A 20200-nucleotide genomic window follows, 5' to 3' on the forward strand; every position below is an offset into this window, starting at 1 on the left:
ATGGGAGCGGGGCACGCGCACCGGCTGTACCGGCACGGGCACTCGCCCGTGCACGCGCTGCCGCCGCACACCAAGCTCGCCGCCGTCCTCGCCTTCGTGGTGGTCGTGGTCTCCACCCCGCGCGAGGCGATGTGGGCGTTCGGCCTGTACGCCGTCCTGCTGGCCGTCGTCGCGTACGTCGCGCGCGTGCCGGCCGGCTTCCTGCTGCGCAGGCTGCTGATCGAGGTGCCGTTCGTCGCGTTCGCCGTCCTGCTGCCCTTCGTGGCGGAGGGCGAGCGAGTGGACGTACTGGGCCTGTCGTTGAGCGTCAACGGCCTGTGGGGCGCGTGGAACGTGCTCGCCAAGGGGACGCTCGGCGTCGCCGCCTCCGTCCTCCTCGCCTCCACCACCGAACTGCGCGAACTCCTGCTGGGACTGCAGCGGTTGAAGCTCCCGCCGCTGCTCGTCCAGATCGCGTCCTTCATGATCCGCTACGGCGATGTCATCACGGACGAGATGCGGCGGATGAGGATCGCCCGCGAGTCACGGGGTTTCACGGCCCGGGGTGTCCGGCAGTGGGGCGTGCTCGCGAAGTCGGCGGGCGCGCTGTTCATCCGTTCCTACGAGCGCGGCGAGCGCGTGCACCTGGCGATGATCAGCCGCGGGTACGCCGGTTCGATGCCGGTCATCGACGAGGTGACCGCCTCCCGGGCGCAGTGGTCGTACGCCCTCGCGCTCCCCGTCGCGGCCCTGACCGTCTGCGTGTTGGGATGGACCCTGTGAGTACCACCGCTTCCCCCGCCTCCCTGGAGGTCTCCGGCCTCGCCTACGCCTACCCCGACGGCCATCAGGCCCTGTTCGGCGTCGACTTCACCGTCGGCCGCGGCGAACGGGTCGCGCTGCTCGGCCCGAACGGCGCCGGCAAGACGACCCTCGTCCTGCACCTCAACGGCATCCTCACGGCAGGCGCCGGGACGGTGACGGTCGCCGGACTCCCGGTCGGCAAGCGGCACATGGCGGAGATCCGGCGCCGGGTCGGCATCGTCTTCCAGGACCCGGACGACCAGCTCTTCATGCCGACGGTCCGCGAGGACGTGGCGTTCGGCCCGGCGGCGGCCGGCATGAAGGGCCCCGCACTCGAAGAACGGGTGCGCACCGCCCTTGAGTCGGTCGGCATGGCCGACTTCGCCGACCGCCCCCCACACCACCTCTCCTTCGGCCAGCGCCGCCGGGTGGCCGTCGCGACCGTGCTCGCCATGGAGCCGGAGATCCTCGTCCTGGACGAGCCCTCCTCCAACCTCGACCCGGCCTCCCGCCGCGAACTCGCCGACATCCTGCGCTCGTTGGACGTCACGGTCCTCATGGTCACGCACGACCTGCCGTACGCCCTCGAACTGTGCCCGCGCGCGCTGATCCTGAGCGAGGGCGTGATCGCGGCCGACGGGAAGACGGCGGAGGTGCTCGCGGACGAGGACCTGATGCGGGCGCACCGGCTGGAGCTGCCGTTCGGCTTCGACCCGCGGTCGGTGACGACACCCTGACCTCGGGTTACCGGCGGTTGCTACCCCCTGGTAACACCAGTTGACCTACCGGCCAGTACCTTGTGCGGGATGCACGTGTCAGCTACTACGCACACTCGCCCCGGGGGAGGCCGGCCATGACGGACGACGCGGTCGCAGTCGCCGTGGACACCCGTCCGACGAAGATCATGTACGTCGCCGAGGCGACCGCGCACGGGGGTCGGGACGGCTATGTCACCAGCCAGGACGGCCAGATCGAGCTGAAGGTCGCGATGCCGCCGGAGATGGGCGGCGACGGCAACGGCACCAACCCGGAACAGCTCTTCGCGGCCGGCTACAGCTCCTGCTTCCACAACGCGCTGGTGATGGTCGGCCGCCGCTCGGGCTTCGACCTGACCGGTTCCACGGTCGCCGCGAAGGTCGGCATCGGCCCGAACAAGCAGCGCGGCTACGGCCTCGCGGTCGCCCTCAGCGTCTCGCTCCCGGTCCTGGACCCGGACATCGCCGGGAAGCTGGTGGACGCGGCGCACGAGGTGTGCCCGTACTCGAACGCGACGCGCGGGAACATCGACGTGACGATCCTGCTTGGGTAAGTAAGAAGTATCCGCAGGCCGGAGAGGTACGGGCATGGACGTGAACGGCGTGGTGGCCGAGGGCTTCGAGCCGGTCAGGGATGCGTTCGCGCGGAACTTCGAGGTGCTCGGGGACCGGGGCGCGGCCGTCGTCGTCTACCGGGACGGGCACAAGGTCGTCGACCTGTGGGGCGGCACCAAGGACGTCGACGGCACCGAACCCTGGGAGCCCGCCACCGCGCAGATCGTGCGCTCGGCGACCAAGGGCGTCGCCGCCGCCGCACTCCTGCTGCTGCACCAGCGCGGAGAGCTGGACCTGGATGCGCCGGTGGGCGAGTACTGGCCGGAGTACAAGGCGGCGGGCAAGGAGCGGACGCGGGTGTGGCACCTGCTCGCGCACCGCGCCGGCGTCCCGGTCCTCGACCGCCCGCTGACCCCCGCGCAGGCCGCGGACCCGGTGCTGGGCGCCGAGGCGGTCGCGGCCCAGGCACCGGCCTGGGAGCCGGGCACGGACCACGGCTATCACGCGCAGACGTACAGCTGGCTGACGGGCGAGCTGATCCGGCGGGTCACGGGCCGTTCGCCGGGCGAGCTGATCGCCGACGAGATCGCGGGACCTGTCGGCGCGGACCTGTGGCTGGGACTGCCGGAGTCAGAGACAGGACGGGTGGGCCGGGTCGCGCAGGTGGACCCGCCCCCGGAGCCGGCCGGTCTGCGGACGCGCCCCAAGCGGGCGGTCGCCGACGCGTACGCCGACCCCACCTCCCTCACCACCCGCGCCTTCGCCGCGATCACCCCGCTCCCCGACGAGAACGACCCGGCGTACCGTGCCGCCGCGCTCCCCGCCTCCAACGGCATCGCCACGGCGGACGGTCTGGCCCGTTTGTACGCGTCCCTGATCGGTGAAGTGGACGGCGGGAGGCGGCTGTTCACGCCGGAGACGATGGAACTGGCCCGCACGGAGCGCTCCGCCGGCCCGGACCGTGTGCTCGTCGTGCCGACCCGCTTCGGCCTCGGCTGCATGCTGCACGGCGCCGCCTCCCCGCTCCTGTCCCCCACCTCCTTCGGCCACCCCGGCCGAGGCGGCGCCCTGGGCTTCGCCGACCCGGCCTCGGGCATCGCCTTCGGCTATGTGACGAACGGTTTCCGGACGAGCGTGACGGCGGACCCGCGGGCGCAGGCGTTGGTACGGGCGGCACGGGGCGCCTTGCCGGCGTAGGCGGGGGCGGCTCCGGAATGGGCCGAGGTGCGTGGGACGTTGCCCGTCCATGACGCTCAAGGACGACGACGCCCGCACGATCACCAACCCGCCCGCGCTCCACGACCCCACCCCCTTCGGCTACAGCCACGCCGTGTCGGCACCCGGTGAACTGGTCTTCATCGCCGGGCAGTACGCCTCCGACGCGACGGGGTCACCCGTGCCGGGCGACTTCGCCGCGCAGGTGGACGTGGCCTTCGGGCGACTGCGGTCGGCGCTGGCGGGAGTGGGGCTCGGCTTCGAACATGTGGTCCGGCTGGGCACGTTCATCGTGGACCACGACGTCACCAAGCTGGAGACCCTGGGCAAGGCACTGCACACGCACTTCGGCGACCGCCTGCCGGCGCAGACCCTGAGCGGAGTCGCGTCCCTCGCGTTGCCGGGGATGCTGTTCGAGGTGGACGCGGTGGCGGTACGGCGGGTGTGAATCCCGGTCTCCCGGTTACTGGTTGTCGCGCGCGGCGACCTCGGCCCTGATCGTCTCGCCCAACTCGTCGGACGTGAAGCCGAGGTCGCGCAGGATCCGCGCGGCCGGGCTCGCCTCGGCGCGGATCAGGCCGAGCAGCATGTGTTCCGTGCCGACCCAGTCGTGGCCGAGGTCGGTGGCGGCGGCGCGTGCCTGCTCGATGGCCTCCTTGCTCTCCGGCCGGAAGGCGATGTGACCCCGCAGCGCCTTGGTCCCGGCGGGCGGCAGCGCCTCCTCGATCGCGGCGCGGACGTCCTGCTCCGAACCGACTCGCGCCACCAGTACCTCGTAGGCCAGGCCTCGCGGTTCGCCGAGCAGGCCGAGGAGGAGGTGTTCGGTGCCGATGAAGTCGTGCTTGTGCGTGCGCGCGGCCTCCTGAGCCAGGACGATTCCGTGCCGGTTGAGGTCGGTGAACCGCTCGAACGGGCCGGAGGCGTGGCGCTGTTGGGCCGCCTGCTTGGTCACCCCGATGGCGTCGCCGATCTCGGTCCAGGACGCGCCGACCTGCTTGGCCTTGCTGACGTAGTGGTCGATGAGCTGGTCGCCGAGGTCGGACAGGGTCTGGGCGCGCAGTCGTGCCTCGCTGATGCGGGCCAGTTCGTCGGATTCGGGCAGTTCCTCGTCGAGACGGGCGATCAGGTCGGCGAGGCTGATGTCGAGTGGGCTCATGCGTCAACTTTAAATTGACGCTTCTGGATCGTCAACCTGTAATTGACGATTGCCCGACTGGTGGCGTGGGACCGGCCCAAATCCGGTTGCCCCCTCCCTCCAGCCCGCCCTACGGTGAGGCCACTTCGACGAGACGTTCCCCAGAGGCAAGCCGCAGGGTGGGAGCGTCCCACCTCCGTGAAGACGAGGTGCCGAAGGGGCGGCAACAACTTTGTCGACCCTTCCTTTCGGAGGCTCCTTCATGAACGTCGGTATCGGCGACCCCGCCGCCCTGCTGACCTGGGCGCGGCGCGCGGACGCCGGGCCCTTCACCACCCTCGGCCTCCTCGACCGTCTCGTCCACGACAACCCCGAGCCGCTGGTCGCCCTCGCCGTCCTGGCGGGTGCCACCTCCCGCGTCCGCGTCCAGACCGAGGTCCTGCTCGCCCCCCTGCGCGACACCGCGCTCCTGGCCAAGCAGGCCGCGACCCTGGACCGGATGACCGGCGGCCGCCTGGTCCTCGGCCTGGGCGTCGGCGGCCGGGACGACGACCACCGGGCGTCCGGCACGGACCGGCGCACGCGAGGCCGGCGCCTGGACGAACAGATGGCGGTGATGCGGCGGTTGTGGTCGGGCGAGGCGTACGACGACGCGGGCGGCGTCGGTCCGATCGGCCCCGCACCCGCCCGCCCCGGGGGCCCCGAGGTCCTCTTCGGCGGCTTCCAGCCCGCCGCGATCGAACGCGTCGCGCGCTGGGGCGACGGTTTCCTCGCCGCGGCGGCACCCTCGTGGGCGGGCGGCCTGTTCGACACCGCGCGCCGGTTCTGGAAGGAGTACGACCGAGCCGGCGAACCGCGCATCGTCGCGCAGGTCAATGTCGCCCTGGGCCCGGAGGACGTGATCGACGACGCCCGGTCCCGCATGCACGCGTACTACACCTTCACCGGCATGGCCGACCGCATGGTGTCCGGCATGCTCACGACCCCGACGCAGATCCGCGAGACGATCACCGCCTTCACCGACCTCGGCGCCGACGAGGTGATGCTCTACTGCTACGGCATCGACCCGGACCAGGTGGACCGGCTGGCGGATGTGGTGTGACGGTGACTGCGGACGTGCTGTGACACCGACTGAGGCGTAGCCCGGCATCGGGGGCACATCAGAAAGCCACCCCGCCGCCCTCCTGGCCCTGCCCCCGACCACCGAACGCCGGGGCCGGGGGCAATGGTTGGTTCCCGTCCGGCCGTGTGCGCATGCCGTCCAGCAGGAGCCGTAGATACCGCCGCCACAGGTCCGGCTCTCCGGTGCGGTCGGTGATCGCCGCCACCATCAGCTGGATCATCGGCAGGTCCAGCGGTACGACGTCGGCGCGCAGCGTGCCCTGAGCCTTCGCGCGGGTGATCAGCACATCGACCAGCGGCTTGACGCGCCGGTCGACGAGGGCGTGTCGCTGCGCGGCCTTGCCGGTGCCGAGCATGACCTCGCGCAACCCCCGGTCGTGCGCCTGGAGTTCGCACACCTTCTCCAGGCTGGACGCCAGCCCGTGCCACGCGTCGGGATCGGCGGCGGCCTCCCGGGCGGACGCCTCGACACGGTCGATCATGTCCTCGAAGACCGCGTCGACCAGCTCTTCCTTGTTCGCGAAGTGCCGGTAGGCCGTTCCCACCCCGAGCCCCGCGTGGCGGGCGACGTCGTCGAGGGTCGCGGCCAGACCCCGGTCGCGGAACACCTCGCGGCCGGCGGCCAGCAGGCGGCGACGGTTCAGCTCGGCATCGCGCCGCAGCGGCGGCCTGTCGAGTCCAGCGGGTTCCGACATCCCAGCCCTCTCGCCTTCCGGTTCCGGGTGATGGCGGACCGTCCCGCGCATCGCACCTCCGAGTATAAACGGAGATTGAATCTCCGTTTGGTGGTACGGTGACCGAAGGAAACGGAGATGTCATCTCCGTTTGTTGTCACGTGTCGGCGAGGAGAAGAGACATGCTCGAAAACGGCGGGATGGCGCACCGGAAGGCGCGGGACACGGGTCAGGCGCGGCAGGCGCGGCCAGGCTCCTGGAGAGACGCATGGAAGGGCACGCGGAAGGGCGGCGCCGCCATCGCGGCGACCGTCGCCGTATGGCTGAGCCTGGCCGCCTGCTCCTCGGGCGGCGACAGTTCGTCCGGCGGTTCGGCGAGCGACGCGTCCAGCGCGAGTGCCCGGACGGCCGCCTGCCCCACGACCGCGGCCGGCGGCGGTACCGGGACGTCCAGCGGAACACCCACCGGCATGCCGTCCGGCGCCACGGGCGGCAACGCGGGAAACATCCCGGTCGCCAAGACCATCAAGAAGTCGGACACCAGCACCAGCACCGTGATCGATCCCACCGGCGCGCAGATCAAGTGCGCGACCTCCGGGATCACCACCACGAACGACATCACGTACTCCTCGCCGACCACGAACGGCAAGAAGAGCGACCTGAAGCTGGACATCCAGGTGCCCACGTCCACGTCGGGCAAGAAGCCGTTGGTCGTCTACATGACCGGCGGCGGGTTCAGCATGGCGGACCGCACCGCCAACCTGAGCCAGCGCACCTACGTGGCCGACCAGGGCTATGTGGTGGCCAGCATCCAGTACCGCACCGTCACGAACGGCGCCACGTACAAGGACGCCGTCGCCGACGTGAAGTCCGCGATCCGCTACCTCCGCGCCAACGCCGACAAATACGACATCGACCCCGACAACGTCGCCGTGTGGGGCCAGTCCGCGGGCGGCTACCTGGCCGCGATGACCGGCGTCACCAACGGCGACAAGTCCTTCGACATCGGCGACAACCTCGACCGGAGCAGTGAAGTGCAGGGCGTCGTCGACGAGTTCGGCCCGGCCGACCTGTCCACCCTCGCGGCCGACTACGACACCGCCGCGCAGAAGGCCAACTACACCGCGGGCAACACCGCCGCCCAGTGGGTCTACGGCCCCGGCACCAAGAAGTCGATCGAGGACCGTACGAGCCAGATCGCGGCGGCCGACCCGAGCACGCACATCAACTCCAGGACCGCGCCCTTCGTCCTGTTCCACGGCAGCGCCGACAACCTGGTCTCCCCCAGCCAGACCCTGAACCTGCACACTGCCCTCCGCGCCAAGGGCATCGACAGCACCCGTTACGTCCTCACCGGTGCGGGCCACGGCGACCTGTCCTTCACCGGCGACACCTCGGCCGCCCAGCCCTGGTCCACGCAGGAGACGATGGGCCACATCGTCGACTTCCTGCACGAACACCTCAGTTGATCGGCCGGGCGGCCCCGAGGTCCTCTTCGGCGACGGCGTCAGCCGTCGGACTCCGGCGAGGGGAGGTAGGCGCCCGGCACGTCGTTCGGCGTGTAGATCTTGCTGTCACCGGGATACGGCTTGGACCAGTTGTGGGTCTGGTACCAGGTATAGCGGTTCATCTGGGTGGGGTTGGCGTAGTCCGGCACCGCGTTCGGGCCGGTCAGCCGCTGGTGCGAGGCCCAGGTCTGCCACTGCGCCGCGAGCGCCCTCTCGGCGGCCGGCACCGAGACGGACGTCGGCGCGGGTGCCGCGGCGGTGTCCTGGGCCGCCGGGGTGTCCGAGCCGCAGGACGGCTGGGGGCTCACCCCGAGGGTCAGCGAGGTCCGGTTGGGCACCGCCGTGAACGGGGTGTTGTCCGCCTTCCGTGTGAACGCCCCGTACATGGGCGTGGCCGCGCTGTCGAGCTGGTTCATCGGGTGGATCCCGAGGATCTGCTCGACGGTACGGACCATGGTGATCTGCGAGTAGTAGTGGTCGTCGACCGTGCCGTGGTTGGCGTACGGGCTGATGACCTGGACCGGGGCGCGGTGGCCGTCCACGTGGTCGAGTCCGGCCTGGGAGTCGTCCTCGACCACGAAGATCGCCGAGTCCTTCCAGTACGTGCTGTGCGTGATCCTGTCGACCATCCGGCCGACCGCGAGGTCGTTGTCGGCGACCTCGGCCGCCGCGTTCGCCGGGCCGCCGGTGTGGTCGTTGGAGAACCAGAACATGTTCAGGTTCGCCGGACCGTTCCTGTCGAAGTCCTGCTGCCAGATCTGCTCTTTGTAGATGTCGGGCACGTCGAGGTCGAACAGCGGGAACCCCTGCACCGACACGTCGTTGAGGGAGGGGATCGCCGAGCCCGTCTTGATGGGGTAGGCGGTCTGCGCTCCGGTCGCGGCCATGTTCTTGCTGTCGCAGTAGAGGTTCTGCCAGGTCGCGCCGGCCGGCTTGGTCTCCAGCGACTGGAACTCGCCGAAGTCCTTGACGGACTTGCCGGCCGCCTGAGCTCCGGTCCAGATGAACCCGGTCTTCTGGTGGCCGAGGACGTCGTTCTCGGTGTCGTAACTGCGCGTGTACTCACCGGCCGAGGACTCGGTGTACTCCGGGTTGTCCGACTGCATCAGCCAGTTGTGGCCCTCGGCGGAGTTGGTGCCGATGTCGTAGAAGTTGTCGTAGAGCCCGAACTGCTCGGCCAGCGCGTGCTGGTTGGGCGTCACGTTCGCACCGAACTGCGTGAGCGAGGCGTTGCCGTTGCCCTCCGGGATGTCACCGAAGACCTGGTCGTAGGTGCGGTTCTCCTTCACGAGCAGGAAGACGTGCTTGATCGTCGAGGGGTCGCCGAGCCGGGCGGGGACCGGGACGGCCTTCGGGTGGCTCCTGCCCTTGGCCGTGGTGACCGAGCCGGGCGTCCAGCCGTTCTGCTTGAAGACCTTGGCCGTCTGGGACTTGACGGTCAGGTCGCTCGGCAGCGTGAACTGCGTGACGCTCGACGTCGTGTCGTGGGTGTTGTGGCCGGCGGCGTCGGGGCGGAGCGCGTCGACGCCACGGGTGTTGGCGACGACTACCTGCTTGCCGATGGCCGTGATCCCCGAGGGGAAGTAGTCGGTGGGGAGCAGGCCGACGTAACGGGCGGGCTGCTGCGGGGAGTTGTAGCGGTAGACGGCGACCGCGTTGGCACGCCCGAGCGTGACCAGCAGCCGGCCGTCGTCGGTGAGCGTCACCGCGTTCGGCTCGTAGCCGACGGACGCCTCGGGCCACGGCTGGGTGGCGATCGTCTGGACGACCTTGTCCTTGCGGGTGTCGATGACCGACACGGTGTTGTCGGCGGTGTTGGTGACGAACACCGCGTCCTTCTTGGCGTACACGGCGGTCGGGTGCAGTCCTACGGCGATGGTGCCGACGGCGGCGGACGGGTCGGCGGTGTCGATGACGCTGACCGTGCCGGTGCTGCTGGCGCCCGTCCTCGGGTTGGCCGGCACGTCGGTGCCGTAGGAGTTGATGGTGGTGTCGCCGGGCTTGGCCGGGCGCCCGCCCTCGTTGCTGACGTACAACGTGCCGCCGACCAGGGCGATTCCGCGCGGGGCGGTACCAACGACCCAGGTCTGCTTGACGGTTCCGGTCGCCGCGTCGATGGCGACCACCTTGTTCTGGCCGTTGACCGCCGAGTAGACGGTGGAGCCGTCGGCGGAGAACACGGCCGCGCCCACGAGTGCCTGCTTGGTGCCGTCGGCCGCGATCGGGACGGCGGTCGGAGCGGCGAGGGTGCCGTCGGCGTTGACGGTGAACTTGGTGTACCCGTTGGCCTGACCGAGCCACAGCTGCTTGCCGTCGGGCGAGTAGGTCGGGCCTTCCTGGCCGACGGCGCCGCTGCTGATGCGCAGGTCGTCCGCCGCGTTGGTGCCGATCTTCTGCTTCACCTGACCGGTGGCCAGGTCCATGATCACCAGGGAGGCGTCACCGTCCGCGATCGAGGCCGCGAGCCGGGTGCCGTCCGGGCTGACCGTCGATGACATGATCTTGCCGTCGTCGATGACGGTGCGGCTGCCGTACGGCTTGATGTACTGGTCGCTGGAGATGACCTGGCCGTTGGCGGTGGTCTGGCCGACTTGCTGGGTGCCGAACCGGTAGGTGGAGGCGACCGCCGTGCCCGTGACACCGAGGGCGACGGCGATACCCGTCGTCACCAGCAGTGCCCGGCGGCCGACGTGTCTGCCGAAGAGGGTGACGTGTTTCTTCTCGCTGATCCGACGCCGGCGAATTACCTGCACGGAACTGTTCCCTTCAGTGGGTGTCGAGCAGATCGACGTTGCCGTCGAACTGCCACAGCGGATTCGGGGCGTCGCCGGTCGAAGTCCGTACCAGGAAGTAGCCGTTGACTTCCTTGGGACCGTCGCCGTCCGCCACGAACCGCCCGTCCGAGGTGATGTCGAGCTGGTAGATCGCCGTCCCGGTGACCGCGACCCCGGGGAGATGCCAGCTCACGACGCAACGCCAGTCGTTGCCCGCCCCCTCCTGGGCGGCCTGGCCGTCGCTCTTGGTGCACGCCGCCGAGGTCCGAAGCTGCGCCTCGGTGACGGCGGGCCGGTGCAGTTGCTCGGTCTGCAGGCGATAGAGGTGCGCGAACACCGTCGCGAGGGACTTCTGCACCTTCGCCTGCTCGATCCCCGAACCGGTCGACGGCGTCGCCACCACGACCGCCCCCACGGTGACGGCGGTCAGCGCGGCCAGCGGCAGCAGGCCCACGGTGATCGCGCGGCGCCCGGAACCGTCGTAGGCCGGGTTGGTGAAGTCCCGCCGTACGAACAGCACATAGGCCAGCGCGATAGCGAGCAGCGCCCACACCAGGCTGACCGCGACGGCGATAAGGAGTGGGGCGAGCTGGGCCGGGCTGGTGAACAGGCCGTTCCAGGCGATGAAGGCGTAGCCGGGCAGTGCGAGGCGCACGGCGACGGGCAGCGGCAGCATCTGGGCGACCTGCATCGCCAGCGCGACCAGCACGGGCAGCAGCAGTCCCATCGAGGACCGCCCCAGCGCGACCGACCCGAGGAGTCCGATCGCGGCGAGGGCCAGGGTCGGGGCGAGGGCCGCGGTCCAGGCGAGCAGGACGCGGCCGGCCGCGTCTCCGGGCGACAGCAGGTGACCGTCGAGACCGACCAACGGCTGGTTGCCGACCGCCAGCAGCCCGCCGACCGTACTGGAGACGACCAACCCCGCCACCAGCGCCAGGATGACGGTGACGCTGGCCAGCGCCTTCGCCACGAAGATCCGGGCGGGCGAACGGACCGCCACCAGCAGATGCCGCCAGGTCCCGAGCCGGTCCTCGGCCGCGAACACATCGCCCGCGACGAGCGAGGTCACCAGCGGAAGCGCCCAACTCCCCGCGAAACCCAGCACGACCAGCGGCGCGGCCCACCCCGTGGCGTGCATCCAGCGCCCGAAGAGGGTGTCCGAGGGAAGCGTGCTCTGCCCGCTCACCCCCGCGACGAAGAGCGCGGGCGCGACCCAGCAGGCGAGGACCAGCAGCCGGATCCGCCACTGCGAGACGAGCTTGACGAGTTCGAAGCGGTAGCCGCGCGCGACCGAGACGCGACGGGCCACGGCGGTGTGTTCGGCGACGGCGGTCGCGGTGGTCATCGGCCGGCCCCCCGCTCCTGCCGCTCCGGCTCGGTGAGCGCGAGGAAAGCGGCCTCCAACGGCGATACCAGGGGCGCGAGTTCACGTACCGCGACGCCCGATCGCACGAGCCCCGCCACCAGGTCGTCGAGGGCGGGTGTCAGCGCGCGCACGACGAACACCTCGGCGTCCTGCCGTACGGCGCTGTCGTCGACGATCCGGATGCCGGCCGTGTCGGCGGCGAGCCGGCGCGCGGCCTCGACGTCGGAGGTCCGCAACCGGTACGCGAGTTCACGGCTCTCGGTGGCCAGCTTGCTCAACGGCCCCGAGAAGACGACCCGTCCGGTGGCGAGGATGGTGACCTCGGAGCACAGCGCCTCCAGGTCGTCCATACGGTGGCTGGAGAGCACCACGCCGGTTCCTTCGGCGGCGAGCCGGGTGAGGACGCCGTGCACTTGTCTCTTGCCCGCCGGATCGAGCCCGTTGGAAGGCTCGTCGAGCACCAGCAGCCGGGGCTTGGTGAGCAGCGCGGCGGCGAGCCCGAGCCGTTGACGCATGCCGAGCGAGAAGCCGCGGGCCTTGTCGTCGGCGACATCGGTGAGCCCGACCTGGTCGAGCACGTCGTCGATTCCCGCCGTACGCGCGTCGCCACCCCGAAGCGCGGCCAGCGCGGCGAGGTTCTGCCGGGCGGTGAGCGAGGGGTAGAGACCGGGCCCGTCCACGAACCCGGCGACGCCGTCGGGAGCGGCGAACGCCCGCCCGACGTGCCGACCGAGGATCTCCAGACGCCCGCTGTCGGCGACGGCCAGACCCAACAGCAGCCCGAGCAGGGTGGTCTTGCCCGCCCCGTTCGGCCCGACCAGACCGTGGATCTGACCCTGCGTCACCTCCAGATCGACGCCGTCGAGCGCGACGACGTCGCCGAAGCACTTGGTGATCCCGCCGGCCCGGACCGCGTGGAGTATGCCCATGAGCCCCTTCTTTCGACATCCTCAGGGACCCTAGGGGCACCACCCATCCCGGACACGGACAGCTGTCTGAACGCCCATGGAACGAACCGTCAAGTCGTCGGCAAGCCCGGGGAACGGTCCGGTCAACTCGCCCGCAGCATCAGCCCGATCCCGGCCACGAGCAGCAGGGCGGCGATGATCCGGGACACACCGAACCGTTCCTTGAAGAAGACGGCGCCGATCGCGGCACCCACGATGATCGACGATTCGCGCAGCGCCGCGATCGGTGCCAGTTCCGCCTTTGTCTGGGCCCACAGGACCAGCCCGTACGCGGTGACGGACATGGCCGCGCCCAGGAGGCCGAGTGCGGCGAGCGGGCGCAGGGCCGTGAGGAGTTCGGTGCGCCGGCGGGTGGCCGCGTACGCCGGGATGGCCACGCCCTCCAGGGCCATCAGCCAGGCGATGTAGCCGAGGGACGAGCCCGAGGCGCGGACGCCCAGGCCGTCGACGACCGTGTACGCGGCGATCGTCAGGCCCGTTGCCAGGGCCGCGCCGATCGCCGGCCAGTTGGGGCGGCTGCCGCGCATGCCCCATACGGCGACGCCCGTCAAGCCCGTGCAGGACAAGGCGATGCCCGCGGCGGCCCAGGCGTTGGGGACCTCGTGGGCGAACACCGCGGCCAGGAGGGTGACCACCAGGGGTGCGGTGCCTCGGGCGATGGGGTAGGCCTGGCCGAAGTCGCCCAGCTTGAACGATCGCATCAGCAGGACGAAGTACGCGACGTGGATCACGGCGGAGAGCAACAGGTACGGCCATGCCGCGCGCGCCGGTATCGGTACGAACGGCATCATCGCCAGGCCGATCAGTACCCCGCCGCCCGCGATCAGCGTGAACCCGACCAGTTTGTCGGTGATTTGGTGGGCGATGGCGTTCCAGCCGGCGTGCGTGACCGCGGCCAGCAGGACGGCCGTGGCCACCAACGGGGTCACGAGTCGCGCTCGCGCACGTCCACGAGAGTCGCGCCGGCGTGGGTGATGAGGTCCTTGGGTTCCATCGGGAAGACCGTGTGCGGGGTGCCGGCCGCGGCCCACACCACGTCGTGGTCCAGCAGCGAACGGTCCGCCAGTACGCGCGTCTTCGTACGGTGTCCGAAGGGCGGTACGCCGCCGATGGCGTAGCCGGTCGTCTCCCGTACGACGTCCGCCTTGGCCCGCGTGACCTTCTCCACGCCGAGTTCCTGGCGGACGCGTTCGAGGTCCACCCTCGACGAGCCGTCCATCAGCACCAGTACCGGGACGCCGTCCGCCGCGAAGATCAGGGACTTGCAGATCTCGCTCAACTCGCACCCGATCGCCGCGGCGGCCTCGGCGGCGGTGCGGGTCGCGTCCGGGAAGCGGCGGACGCGGGTGAGCAGGTCCGCCAGCCCCAACTCCCGTACGGCTACGGCGAATCGAGGGCTCGCGCCGGAATCTCCGGTGCCTTCCGTGTCTTCGGTGGTGTTGTCGTTCGTGGTCATGCAGGCACGGTAACGGGGGGTGTGCTCAGTTTCCGAACGAAATTTCCTTCGCCTCGGACACCGCCGCGGTGCGGCCCGGGGCCTGGTGGTACTTCCAGTACAGGTTCGTGTGCGCGATGACCTGGTCCGGCGGCGGCGCACCCCACTGGCTCAGGTCGGTCGTGGTGTGGGCGTCGCCGACGAGTGTGACGTCGTAACCGCGGACGAAGGCGCCGTGGATGGTGGACCGGATGCAGGCGTCCGTGGACGCGCCGACCACGACCACGTGTCCGACGCGGGCCTCTGCGAGGACGTCCTCCAGGCTCGTGTCCTCGAAGGAGTCGCCGTAGCGCTTGTGCACGAGGGGCTCCGCGTCCTGGCGGGTCAGCTCGGGGACGTACTGCCAGCCGTCGCTTCCCTGGGTCACGTTGTCGTCGGAGTGCTGGACCCAGACGACCGGCGTGGCTTGCTCCCGTGCCCTGTCGACGAGTCCGGCGATGTTCGCGACGACCGCGTCACGCTCGTGCGCATCCGCCACGACGGCGACCTGTACGTCGATCACCAGCAGAGCGGTGTGGGGACGTTCCGGCAGAGTGGTCACAGCTGCTCCAGGAAGTCGGTCCAGGCGGTCGGGGCGACGGTGAGGTGGGCAGTTTGGGGGGCCTTGGAGTCGCGGATGTGGATCGTGGTGGGGGCCACGGCCACTTCGACGCAATCGCCAGGCGCACTGCTGTCGCTGTAGCTGCTCTTGAACCAGTGGAGTTCGGCGGTGCTCATAGTCTCCCCAGCACTTGCTCGATGAAGGCGAGTGACTCCCCCGGGGTGAGGGCCTGCGCCCGGATCATGCCATACCGCAATTCAAGGATACGAAGCTCCCTGGGGTTTGAGACCGGGCGACCGCTGAACGCTCCGTCGGAACGTCCGATCCCCGTGCCATCAGCAAACTTCAACACCTGGACCAGCCCATCCATCCCGGCGTGGCCCTCCCTGCCGGTCGGCATGACCTGAAGCGTAACGCTCCGCATCTGCCCGATCTCCAGAAGGTGTTCGAGCTGCGAACGCAGCACCACCCTCCCACCGATGGGGCGCTCCAGCGTTACCTGCTCTTGGACGAAACTGAGTGTCGGGGCAGGCTTTCGCTCGAAGATCGACTTCCTCGCCATGCGTGCGACGGTCTCCCGCTCCACCTCGTCCGGCGAGTACGCGGGTTGCCGCGTCTCGTACAGCGCGCGCGCATAAGCCGGCGTCTGCAGCAGCCCTTGGATGTTGTGGTTGCTGTACTGCATCAGCTCAACCGCCTTGTCCTCCAACTCCTTCAGCGCCCGCACCTTTTGCGGATACCGAGCCTCCTCCATGTCCTTCGTGAACGCCCTCAGATGACCCTGTGCGCTCAGCAGTTGGTCCGCCCGTTCCAGGAACTCCGGCCTCGGAATGCGCACACCCCGCTCGATCTTCCGGATCATGTCCTCGCCGTAGCCCATCGCCTGCGCCAGGTCCGCCACTCGCATCCCCGCAACCTCGCGGAAAAACCTGAGCATCCGTCCCACCGCCTGGACCAACGGCGCAATCTCGTCCCCCGGCTGTACATCCCAACCAGCCTCGTCCACACCCTCATTCATGCACCCTCCGTACCCGTACAACCCCCGAGACCGACGAGACAGCGCGGGACAAAGCCAAGACAGTCACGCTACGTACCGGCACCACCACTCACTCAGAGAAGCAAACGCGGCCACTCTGAGTGACATGAATCAAGAAATCACCATCCGCAACTTCTCCGTCCCCCTCTCCCCCACCCCCCGAGGCGCCCGCCTCGCCCGACTCCTCGCCGCCGAACAACTCCACGCCTGGCAACTCCCGTCGGAGACCGCCGCGCAGATCGTCGCCGAGCTGGCCGCCAACGCGGTGACGCACGGTCGCGTACCGGGACGGGACTTCCGCCTGACGCTGTACGTCGTCGGCGACACCCTCCGTATCGAGGTCACGGACACCCGGGCCGACGCGCTCCCCCACCTCGCGTCCGCCGCGCCGGGTGCGGAGTCGAGCCGAGGCCTTCTCCTCGTGGACGCCTTGGCGGACCGGTGGGGCGTGGCCATGGGGCCGTATCCGAAGAAGACCGTGTGGGCCGAGGTGAATACTGACCGGCGCTGACCACCACGTGTGTACCCCCGTACTTCTGGAGCCGCCGGTGCCCGAGACCGAGTCCCTCCCCGCCGGCGACACCCGCCTCTCCGCCTACGCCGACGTCGGCGCGCGGCTCTCCCTGCTCAGCGACCGCCGACTCGCCGAGGCCGTCGCCGCCGCGCCGGTCATCGGTTCAGGGATCGGCGGGCGCCGGTCCGAGATGGACGTCGCCGGAACTCCCGTATTCGTGAAGCGAGTTCCCCTGACCGACCTCGAACTCCGGCCGGAGCACGTGCGGTCGCGCATCTCATCACCACCGCCTGGGTCCTGCGGAACGAGTACGCCGGTTTCCCGCTGCTCCATCACTGGCGGGTGCTGCCCGATCGGCCGCCGACCGACTTCGTGGACGAGTTCGGCGGAGTCGAGGGGGCCGTCGCCCACTGGGAGGGTCCCACGTGGTACGCCGTCGGCTCGAAGCCATCGGACGCGCCGACTTCAGCCTCGTACTGTTCCTGGAACCCCTGCCCCGAACGCTCGCCGACCGGCTCGCCGACGCCCCCGACCACCGCTGGGCGGCGGACGCCCTGTCGCAGGGGACGGACTCCATGAGTTCACGCGACTTCGGACTCGCCCTCAGCCGCGACTTCGAACTCTCCCCGGAAGAGGCCGAGTTCCTCACCGCCCACCTCGACTACGACCGCAGTTACGCGCACAATCATCTGCTGCGCCACCACCTGCCGGAGGACGTGCGGGGCGGGACGGAGCACGGAGTCTTTCTGCGCGACTGGGTCGCAGGGCGTCCGCCCGCCGCCGGCGCCGTCCCTCCCGACATCGCCGCCCTCCTCGACCGCCACGCCCCGCACGCCCTCGTCCTCGACGACTTCCACCGCCGACTGCTCACGGAGAGCAAGCGGACACCCTTCCCGGCGGCCGAGATCCGCCACGCCCTGGACCCCCACCCCACTCATGCCCGCCCCACGCACACCCGCCCCACTCACACCCATTCCGCCTCCGCCCGCTGACGTCGGCCCGCGATGAGCCCGCCCGCCGCGCCCAGCGACACCAGGCCCATCATCGCGGCGGCCAGGATCCCCTTGACGCCGTCGATCGTGAAGTACAGGACGACCGCGGTACCGCCGTTGAAGAGGAACAGGAACCAGAGGGTCCCGGGGCGGGACAGGAACGCCTTGATCCTCGGCTTCCTCGCTATGCGCGAGCCGGCGAGGAGGGCGATGACCGTTCCGACGGCGGTGACGATGTTCTTCTGGGTGCCGTCGTCGATGACCGCACCCGATCCCGCGCCGGCGGCCAGGCCACCGGCGAAGCAGGTCCACAGGACGACTTCGGTCACGGACTTCTTGACGGCGGCGACGGGAGTAAGCATGGGACGGCCTCTCTGACCAGGGATGATGTGGACTTCCGGATCTCTTCGATCCGCTGTCCACGATCCCGTCCGGCGCCGCCCGCAACGAGGGAGCGGCCTCCCGAACCCGGGGTGTAGCGCACTACACCCCGAGGCCCGAAAGGCCGCTCATCGCCAGGTCGGTCAGGCCCGGACCAGCTCCTTCTCCTCGTCCGGATCCGCCGCGTCGGACAGGGCCTTCAGACCCTCGCCCTCCACGTCCACGTTCGGCAGCGCCCGGTCCAGCCACTTCGGCAGCCACCAGGCCCGCTTGCCGAGCAGCGCGAGGACCGCCGGCACGATCGCCATCCGGACGATGAACGCGTCGAAGAAGACCGCGATCGCGAGGCCGAAGCCGATCATCTTGATCATGGACTCGCTGGAGCCGATGAAGCCCGCGAAGACCGCCATCATGATCACCGCGGCGGCCGTGACGACCCGCGCGCCGTGTCTGAAGCCGGTGACGACGGCCTGGCTCGCCTTCTCGCCGTGGACGTAGGCCTCTCGCATACGGGTCACGAGGAAGACCTCGTAGTCCATCGCGAGGCCGAAGACCACGCCGACCATGAAGATCGGCATCATCGACATGACCGGGCCGGTCTCCTCCACGCCCAGCACGCTCGCGAACCAGCCCCACTGGAATACCGCGACGACCGCGCCGAGCGCCGCCATGACGGAGAGCAGGAAGCCGAGGGCCGCCTTCAGCGGGACCAGGATCGAGCGGAAGACCACGATCAGCAGGAGGAAGGCGAGGCCGACCACCAGGATCAGATACGGGATCAGCGCGTCGTTCAGCTTCTGCGAGACGTCGATGTTCATCGCCGTCGTGCCGGTGACCAGTACCGTCGCGTCGGTGTCGGCCTTGATGTCCGCGCCCTCGTCACGGATGGAGTGCACCAGATCCTCGGTCGTCACCGACGAGGGCTTGGAGTTGGGGACGACGGTGATCGTCGCCGTGTCGCCCGCCTTGTTGAAGTTCGCCGGGGTGACCGACTGGACGTCTCCCAGGCCCTTGATGCGGTCGCGGACCTCCGTCACCGCCGCCTTGGGCGAGTCGCTGTCCTTGGCGTCGACCGCGATCATCAGGGGGCCGTTGAAGCCGGGGCCGAAGCCGTCCGAGAGGAGGTCGTAGGCCCGTCGCTGGGTGGTGGACGTCGGCTGGGAGCCGTCGTCGCCCAGGCCCAGTTCGAGGGAGCCCGCCGGGATGGCCGCGGCGCCCAGGCCGACCACGCCGAGCAGCAGCACGGCGATCGGACGGCGTACGACGAAGCTCGCCCAGCGCGTGCCCATGTTGGGCTTGTCGGCCTTCTTGGCCGCGCGCGCCCCGCCCAGGAACCTGCTCTTCTGGCCGGCGGGCTTGATCCTGCGGCCCGCGTAGCCCAGCAGCGCCGGGATCATGGTCAGGGCGATGAAGACCGCGATCGCCACCGTGCCGGCCGCGGCGACGCCCATCTTCGTCAGCATCGGGATGTTGACGACGGAGAGGCCGACCAGCGCGATGACCACCGTCAGACCCGCGAAGACCACCGCGGAACCCGCCGTGCCCACCGCTCTTCCGGCCGCTTCCTCGCGATCCCGTCCGTCGGCCAGTTCCGCTCTGTAGCGGGAGACGACGAACAGGGCGTAGTCGATGCCGACCGCGAGGCCGATCATCATCGCCAGGGTCGAGGTCGTCGAGCCGAGGTCCAGCGCGCTGGCCAGGCCGGTGATCGCCGAGACACCGATGCCCACGCCGATGAGGGCGGTGAGCAGCGGCAGTCCGGCCGCTATCAGGGAACCGAAGGTGATGACGAGGACGACGGCCGCGACCGCGATGCCGATGATCTCGGTGGACCCGGTCTCCGGCGTCGTCTGCAGCGCGTCACCGCCGACCTCGACGGTCAGCCCGGCGTCCTGCGCCTGCTTGGCGGTGTCCTCCAGGGCGTCCCGGGAGGAGTCCTTGAGCTCCATGCCGGAGACCTTGTAGCTCACCGACGCGTAGGCGATCGTGCCGTTCTTGCTGACGGCGTGCGCCTTGAACGGGTCGGCGACGGAGGTGACCTCGGAGCCGTCGGCCAGATCGTCGACGGCCTTCTTCACGATCGCCTTGTTGGCGGCGTCGGAGATCTTCTCGCCGGCCGGCGCCTTGAAGACGACGCGTGCGGTGGCGCCGTCGGCCGTGGTGCCGGGGAAGCGCTGTTCCAGCAGGTCGAAGGCCTTCTGGGCCTCCGTGCCCGGGACGGAGAAGGAGGTCGTCCCCGCGGCCGGGGCGCTGGCCGCGCCCACTCCCACGAGGGTCAGCAGTGCCACCCAGAACAGGGCGACGAAGTGCCGTCGCCTGAAGGCGAACCGGCCGAGTCTGTAGAGGATCGTGGCCACGAGGGCGTTCTCCCGGTCAGGTCGTGTGG

At 70.1% G+C, this 20200-nt stretch carries 20 protein-coding genes and 1 pseudogene; 9 read left to right on the forward strand and 12 right to left on the reverse strand.

Features of this window, described 5'->3' with window-relative positions; all coding sequences use genetic code 11:
* The 5 genes from cbiQ (at position 1) to ACIQI8_RS32765 (ending at position 3756) form a co-directional block, all read left to right on the forward strand.
* Positions 1-762: a cobalt ECF transporter T component CbiQ gene (gene cbiQ, locus ACIQI8_RS32745; protein ID WP_402358423.1), complete on the forward strand. Its 762-nt coding sequence runs from the start codon at positions 1-3 to the stop codon at positions 760-762.
* Entirely contained in the window at positions 750-1520 is a 771-nt protein-coding gene (locus tag ACIQI8_RS32750; RefSeq protein ID WP_402358426.1) for an energy-coupling factor ABC transporter ATP-binding protein, read from the forward strand. The genes cbiQ and ACIQI8_RS32750 overlap by 13 nt, the downstream gene beginning before the upstream one ends.
* A 116-nt stretch (positions 1521-1636) precedes the next feature.
* A complete protein-coding gene (locus ACIQI8_RS32755; protein WP_402358429.1) occupies positions 1637-2092 on the forward strand; it encodes an organic hydroperoxide resistance protein in 456 nt (151 codons plus the stop codon).
* A gap of 34 nt (positions 2093-2126) precedes the next feature.
* Entirely contained in the window at positions 2127-3290 is a 1164-nt protein-coding gene (locus ACIQI8_RS32760) for a serine hydrolase domain-containing protein (RefSeq protein WP_402358432.1), read from the forward strand.
* A 49-nt stretch (positions 3291-3339) separates the two neighbouring features.
* Complete coding sequence (locus ACIQI8_RS32765) at positions 3340-3756, forward strand: RidA family protein (protein ID WP_402358435.1); 417 nt, start codon at positions 3340-3342, stop codon at positions 3754-3756.
* A 15-nt stretch (positions 3757-3771) separates the two neighbouring features.
* On the opposite strand, the gene ACIQI8_RS32770 is transcribed toward ACIQI8_RS32765, so the two are convergent.
* Complete coding sequence (locus tag ACIQI8_RS32770; RefSeq protein WP_402358438.1) at positions 3772-4464, reverse strand: Clp protease N-terminal domain-containing protein; 693 nt, start codon at positions 4462-4464, stop codon at positions 3772-3774.
* Positions 4465-4705: 241 nt separating this feature from the next.
* Between ACIQI8_RS32770 and ACIQI8_RS32775 the strand changes: the two genes are divergently transcribed.
* Positions 4706-5545, forward strand: a complete 840-nt coding sequence (locus ACIQI8_RS32775) for an LLM class flavin-dependent oxidoreductase (protein WP_402358441.1) — start codon at positions 4706-4708, stop codon at positions 5543-5545.
* Positions 5546-5603: 58 nt separating this feature from the next.
* Here the strand turns inward: ACIQI8_RS32775 and ACIQI8_RS32780 are convergent, their stop codons facing one another.
* Positions 5604-6260, reverse strand: a complete 657-nt coding sequence (locus tag ACIQI8_RS32780; RefSeq protein WP_402358445.1) for a TetR/AcrR family transcriptional regulator — start codon at positions 6258-6260, stop codon at positions 5604-5606.
* Between the two features lie 161 nt (positions 6261-6421).
* Here ACIQI8_RS32780 and ACIQI8_RS32785 point away from each other — a divergent pair, with 161 nt between their 5' ends.
* On the forward strand, positions 6422-7708 hold the full coding sequence (locus ACIQI8_RS32785) for a prolyl oligopeptidase family serine peptidase (RefSeq protein ID WP_402358448.1): 1287 nt from the start codon (positions 6422-6424) through the stop codon (positions 7706-7708).
* 38 nt (positions 7709-7746) lie between these two features.
* Here the strand turns inward: ACIQI8_RS32785 and ACIQI8_RS32790 are convergent, their stop codons facing one another.
* The 8 genes from ACIQI8_RS32790 to ACIQI8_RS32825 form a co-directional block, all read right to left on the reverse strand.
* On the reverse strand, positions 7747-10500 hold the full coding sequence (locus tag ACIQI8_RS32790; RefSeq protein ID WP_402358451.1) for an alkaline phosphatase family protein: 2754 nt from the start codon (positions 10498-10500) through the stop codon (positions 7747-7749).
* 13 nt (positions 10501-10513) lie between these two features.
* Positions 10514-11866: an ABC transporter permease gene (locus tag ACIQI8_RS32795; protein ID WP_402358454.1), complete on the reverse strand. Its 1353-nt coding sequence runs from the start codon at positions 11864-11866 to the stop codon at positions 10514-10516.
* Positions 11863-12816 (reverse strand): ABC transporter ATP-binding protein, encoded by a 954-nt coding sequence (locus tag ACIQI8_RS32800; RefSeq protein ID WP_402358457.1) that lies wholly within the window; start codon positions 12814-12816, stop codon positions 11863-11865. Before ACIQI8_RS32800 ends, ACIQI8_RS32795 begins: the two co-directional genes overlap by 4 nt.
* A 122-nt stretch (positions 12817-12938) precedes the next feature.
* A complete protein-coding gene (locus ACIQI8_RS32805) occupies positions 12939-13784 on the reverse strand; it encodes an EamA family transporter (RefSeq protein ID WP_402358460.1) in 846 nt (281 codons plus the stop codon).
* The gene (locus tag ACIQI8_RS32810; RefSeq protein ID WP_402358463.1) at positions 13781-14311 is read right to left on the reverse strand and encodes a YbaK/EbsC family protein; all 531 of its coding nucleotides are present in this window, start codon (positions 14309-14311) and stop codon (positions 13781-13783) included. The genes ACIQI8_RS32805 and ACIQI8_RS32810 overlap by 4 nt, the downstream gene beginning before the upstream one ends.
* 25 nt (positions 14312-14336) lie before the next feature.
* A complete protein-coding gene (locus ACIQI8_RS32815; protein ID WP_402358465.1) occupies positions 14337-14891 on the reverse strand; it encodes an isochorismatase family protein in 555 nt (184 codons plus the stop codon).
* The gene (locus tag ACIQI8_RS32820) at positions 14888-15067 is read right to left on the reverse strand and encodes a DUF397 domain-containing protein (RefSeq protein ID WP_402358468.1); all 180 of its coding nucleotides are present in this window, start codon (positions 15065-15067) and stop codon (positions 14888-14890) included. The genes ACIQI8_RS32815 and ACIQI8_RS32820 overlap by 4 nt, the downstream gene beginning before the upstream one ends.
* Positions 15064-15909 (reverse strand): helix-turn-helix domain-containing protein, encoded by an 846-nt coding sequence (locus tag ACIQI8_RS32825; RefSeq protein WP_402358471.1) that lies wholly within the window; start codon positions 15907-15909, stop codon positions 15064-15066. The genes ACIQI8_RS32820 and ACIQI8_RS32825 overlap by 4 nt, the downstream gene beginning before the upstream one ends.
* A gap of 124 nt (positions 15910-16033) precedes the next feature.
* Between ACIQI8_RS32825 and ACIQI8_RS32830 the strand changes: the two genes are divergently transcribed.
* Both ACIQI8_RS32830 and ACIQI8_RS32835 read left to right on the forward strand, forming a co-directional pair.
* Positions 16034-16438: an ATP-binding protein gene (locus tag ACIQI8_RS32830; protein WP_402358474.1), complete on the forward strand. Its 405-nt coding sequence runs from the start codon at positions 16034-16036 to the stop codon at positions 16436-16438.
* A gap of 37 nt (positions 16439-16475) precedes the next feature.
* A pseudogene (locus ACIQI8_RS32835) lies at positions 16476-17433 on the forward strand (protein kinase family protein).
* On the opposite strand, the gene ACIQI8_RS32840 reads toward ACIQI8_RS32835, so the two are convergent.
* Positions 17406-17795, reverse strand: coding sequence for a hypothetical protein (locus ACIQI8_RS32840; RefSeq protein WP_402358477.1), 390 nt, complete (start codon positions 17793-17795; stop codon positions 17406-17408). The pseudogene ACIQI8_RS32835 and the gene ACIQI8_RS32840 sit on opposite strands and share 28 nt — an antisense overlap.
* A gap of 162 nt (positions 17796-17957) precedes the next feature.
* Entirely contained in the window at positions 17958-20171 is a 2214-nt protein-coding gene (locus tag ACIQI8_RS32845) for an MMPL family transporter (protein ID WP_402358480.1), read from the reverse strand.
* Positions 20172-20200 lie beyond the last annotated feature (29 nt).

The organism is Streptomyces sp. NPDC092369, from assembly GCF_044755245.1.
GTDB lineage: Bacteria > Actinomycetota > Actinomycetes > Streptomycetales > Streptomycetaceae > Streptomyces.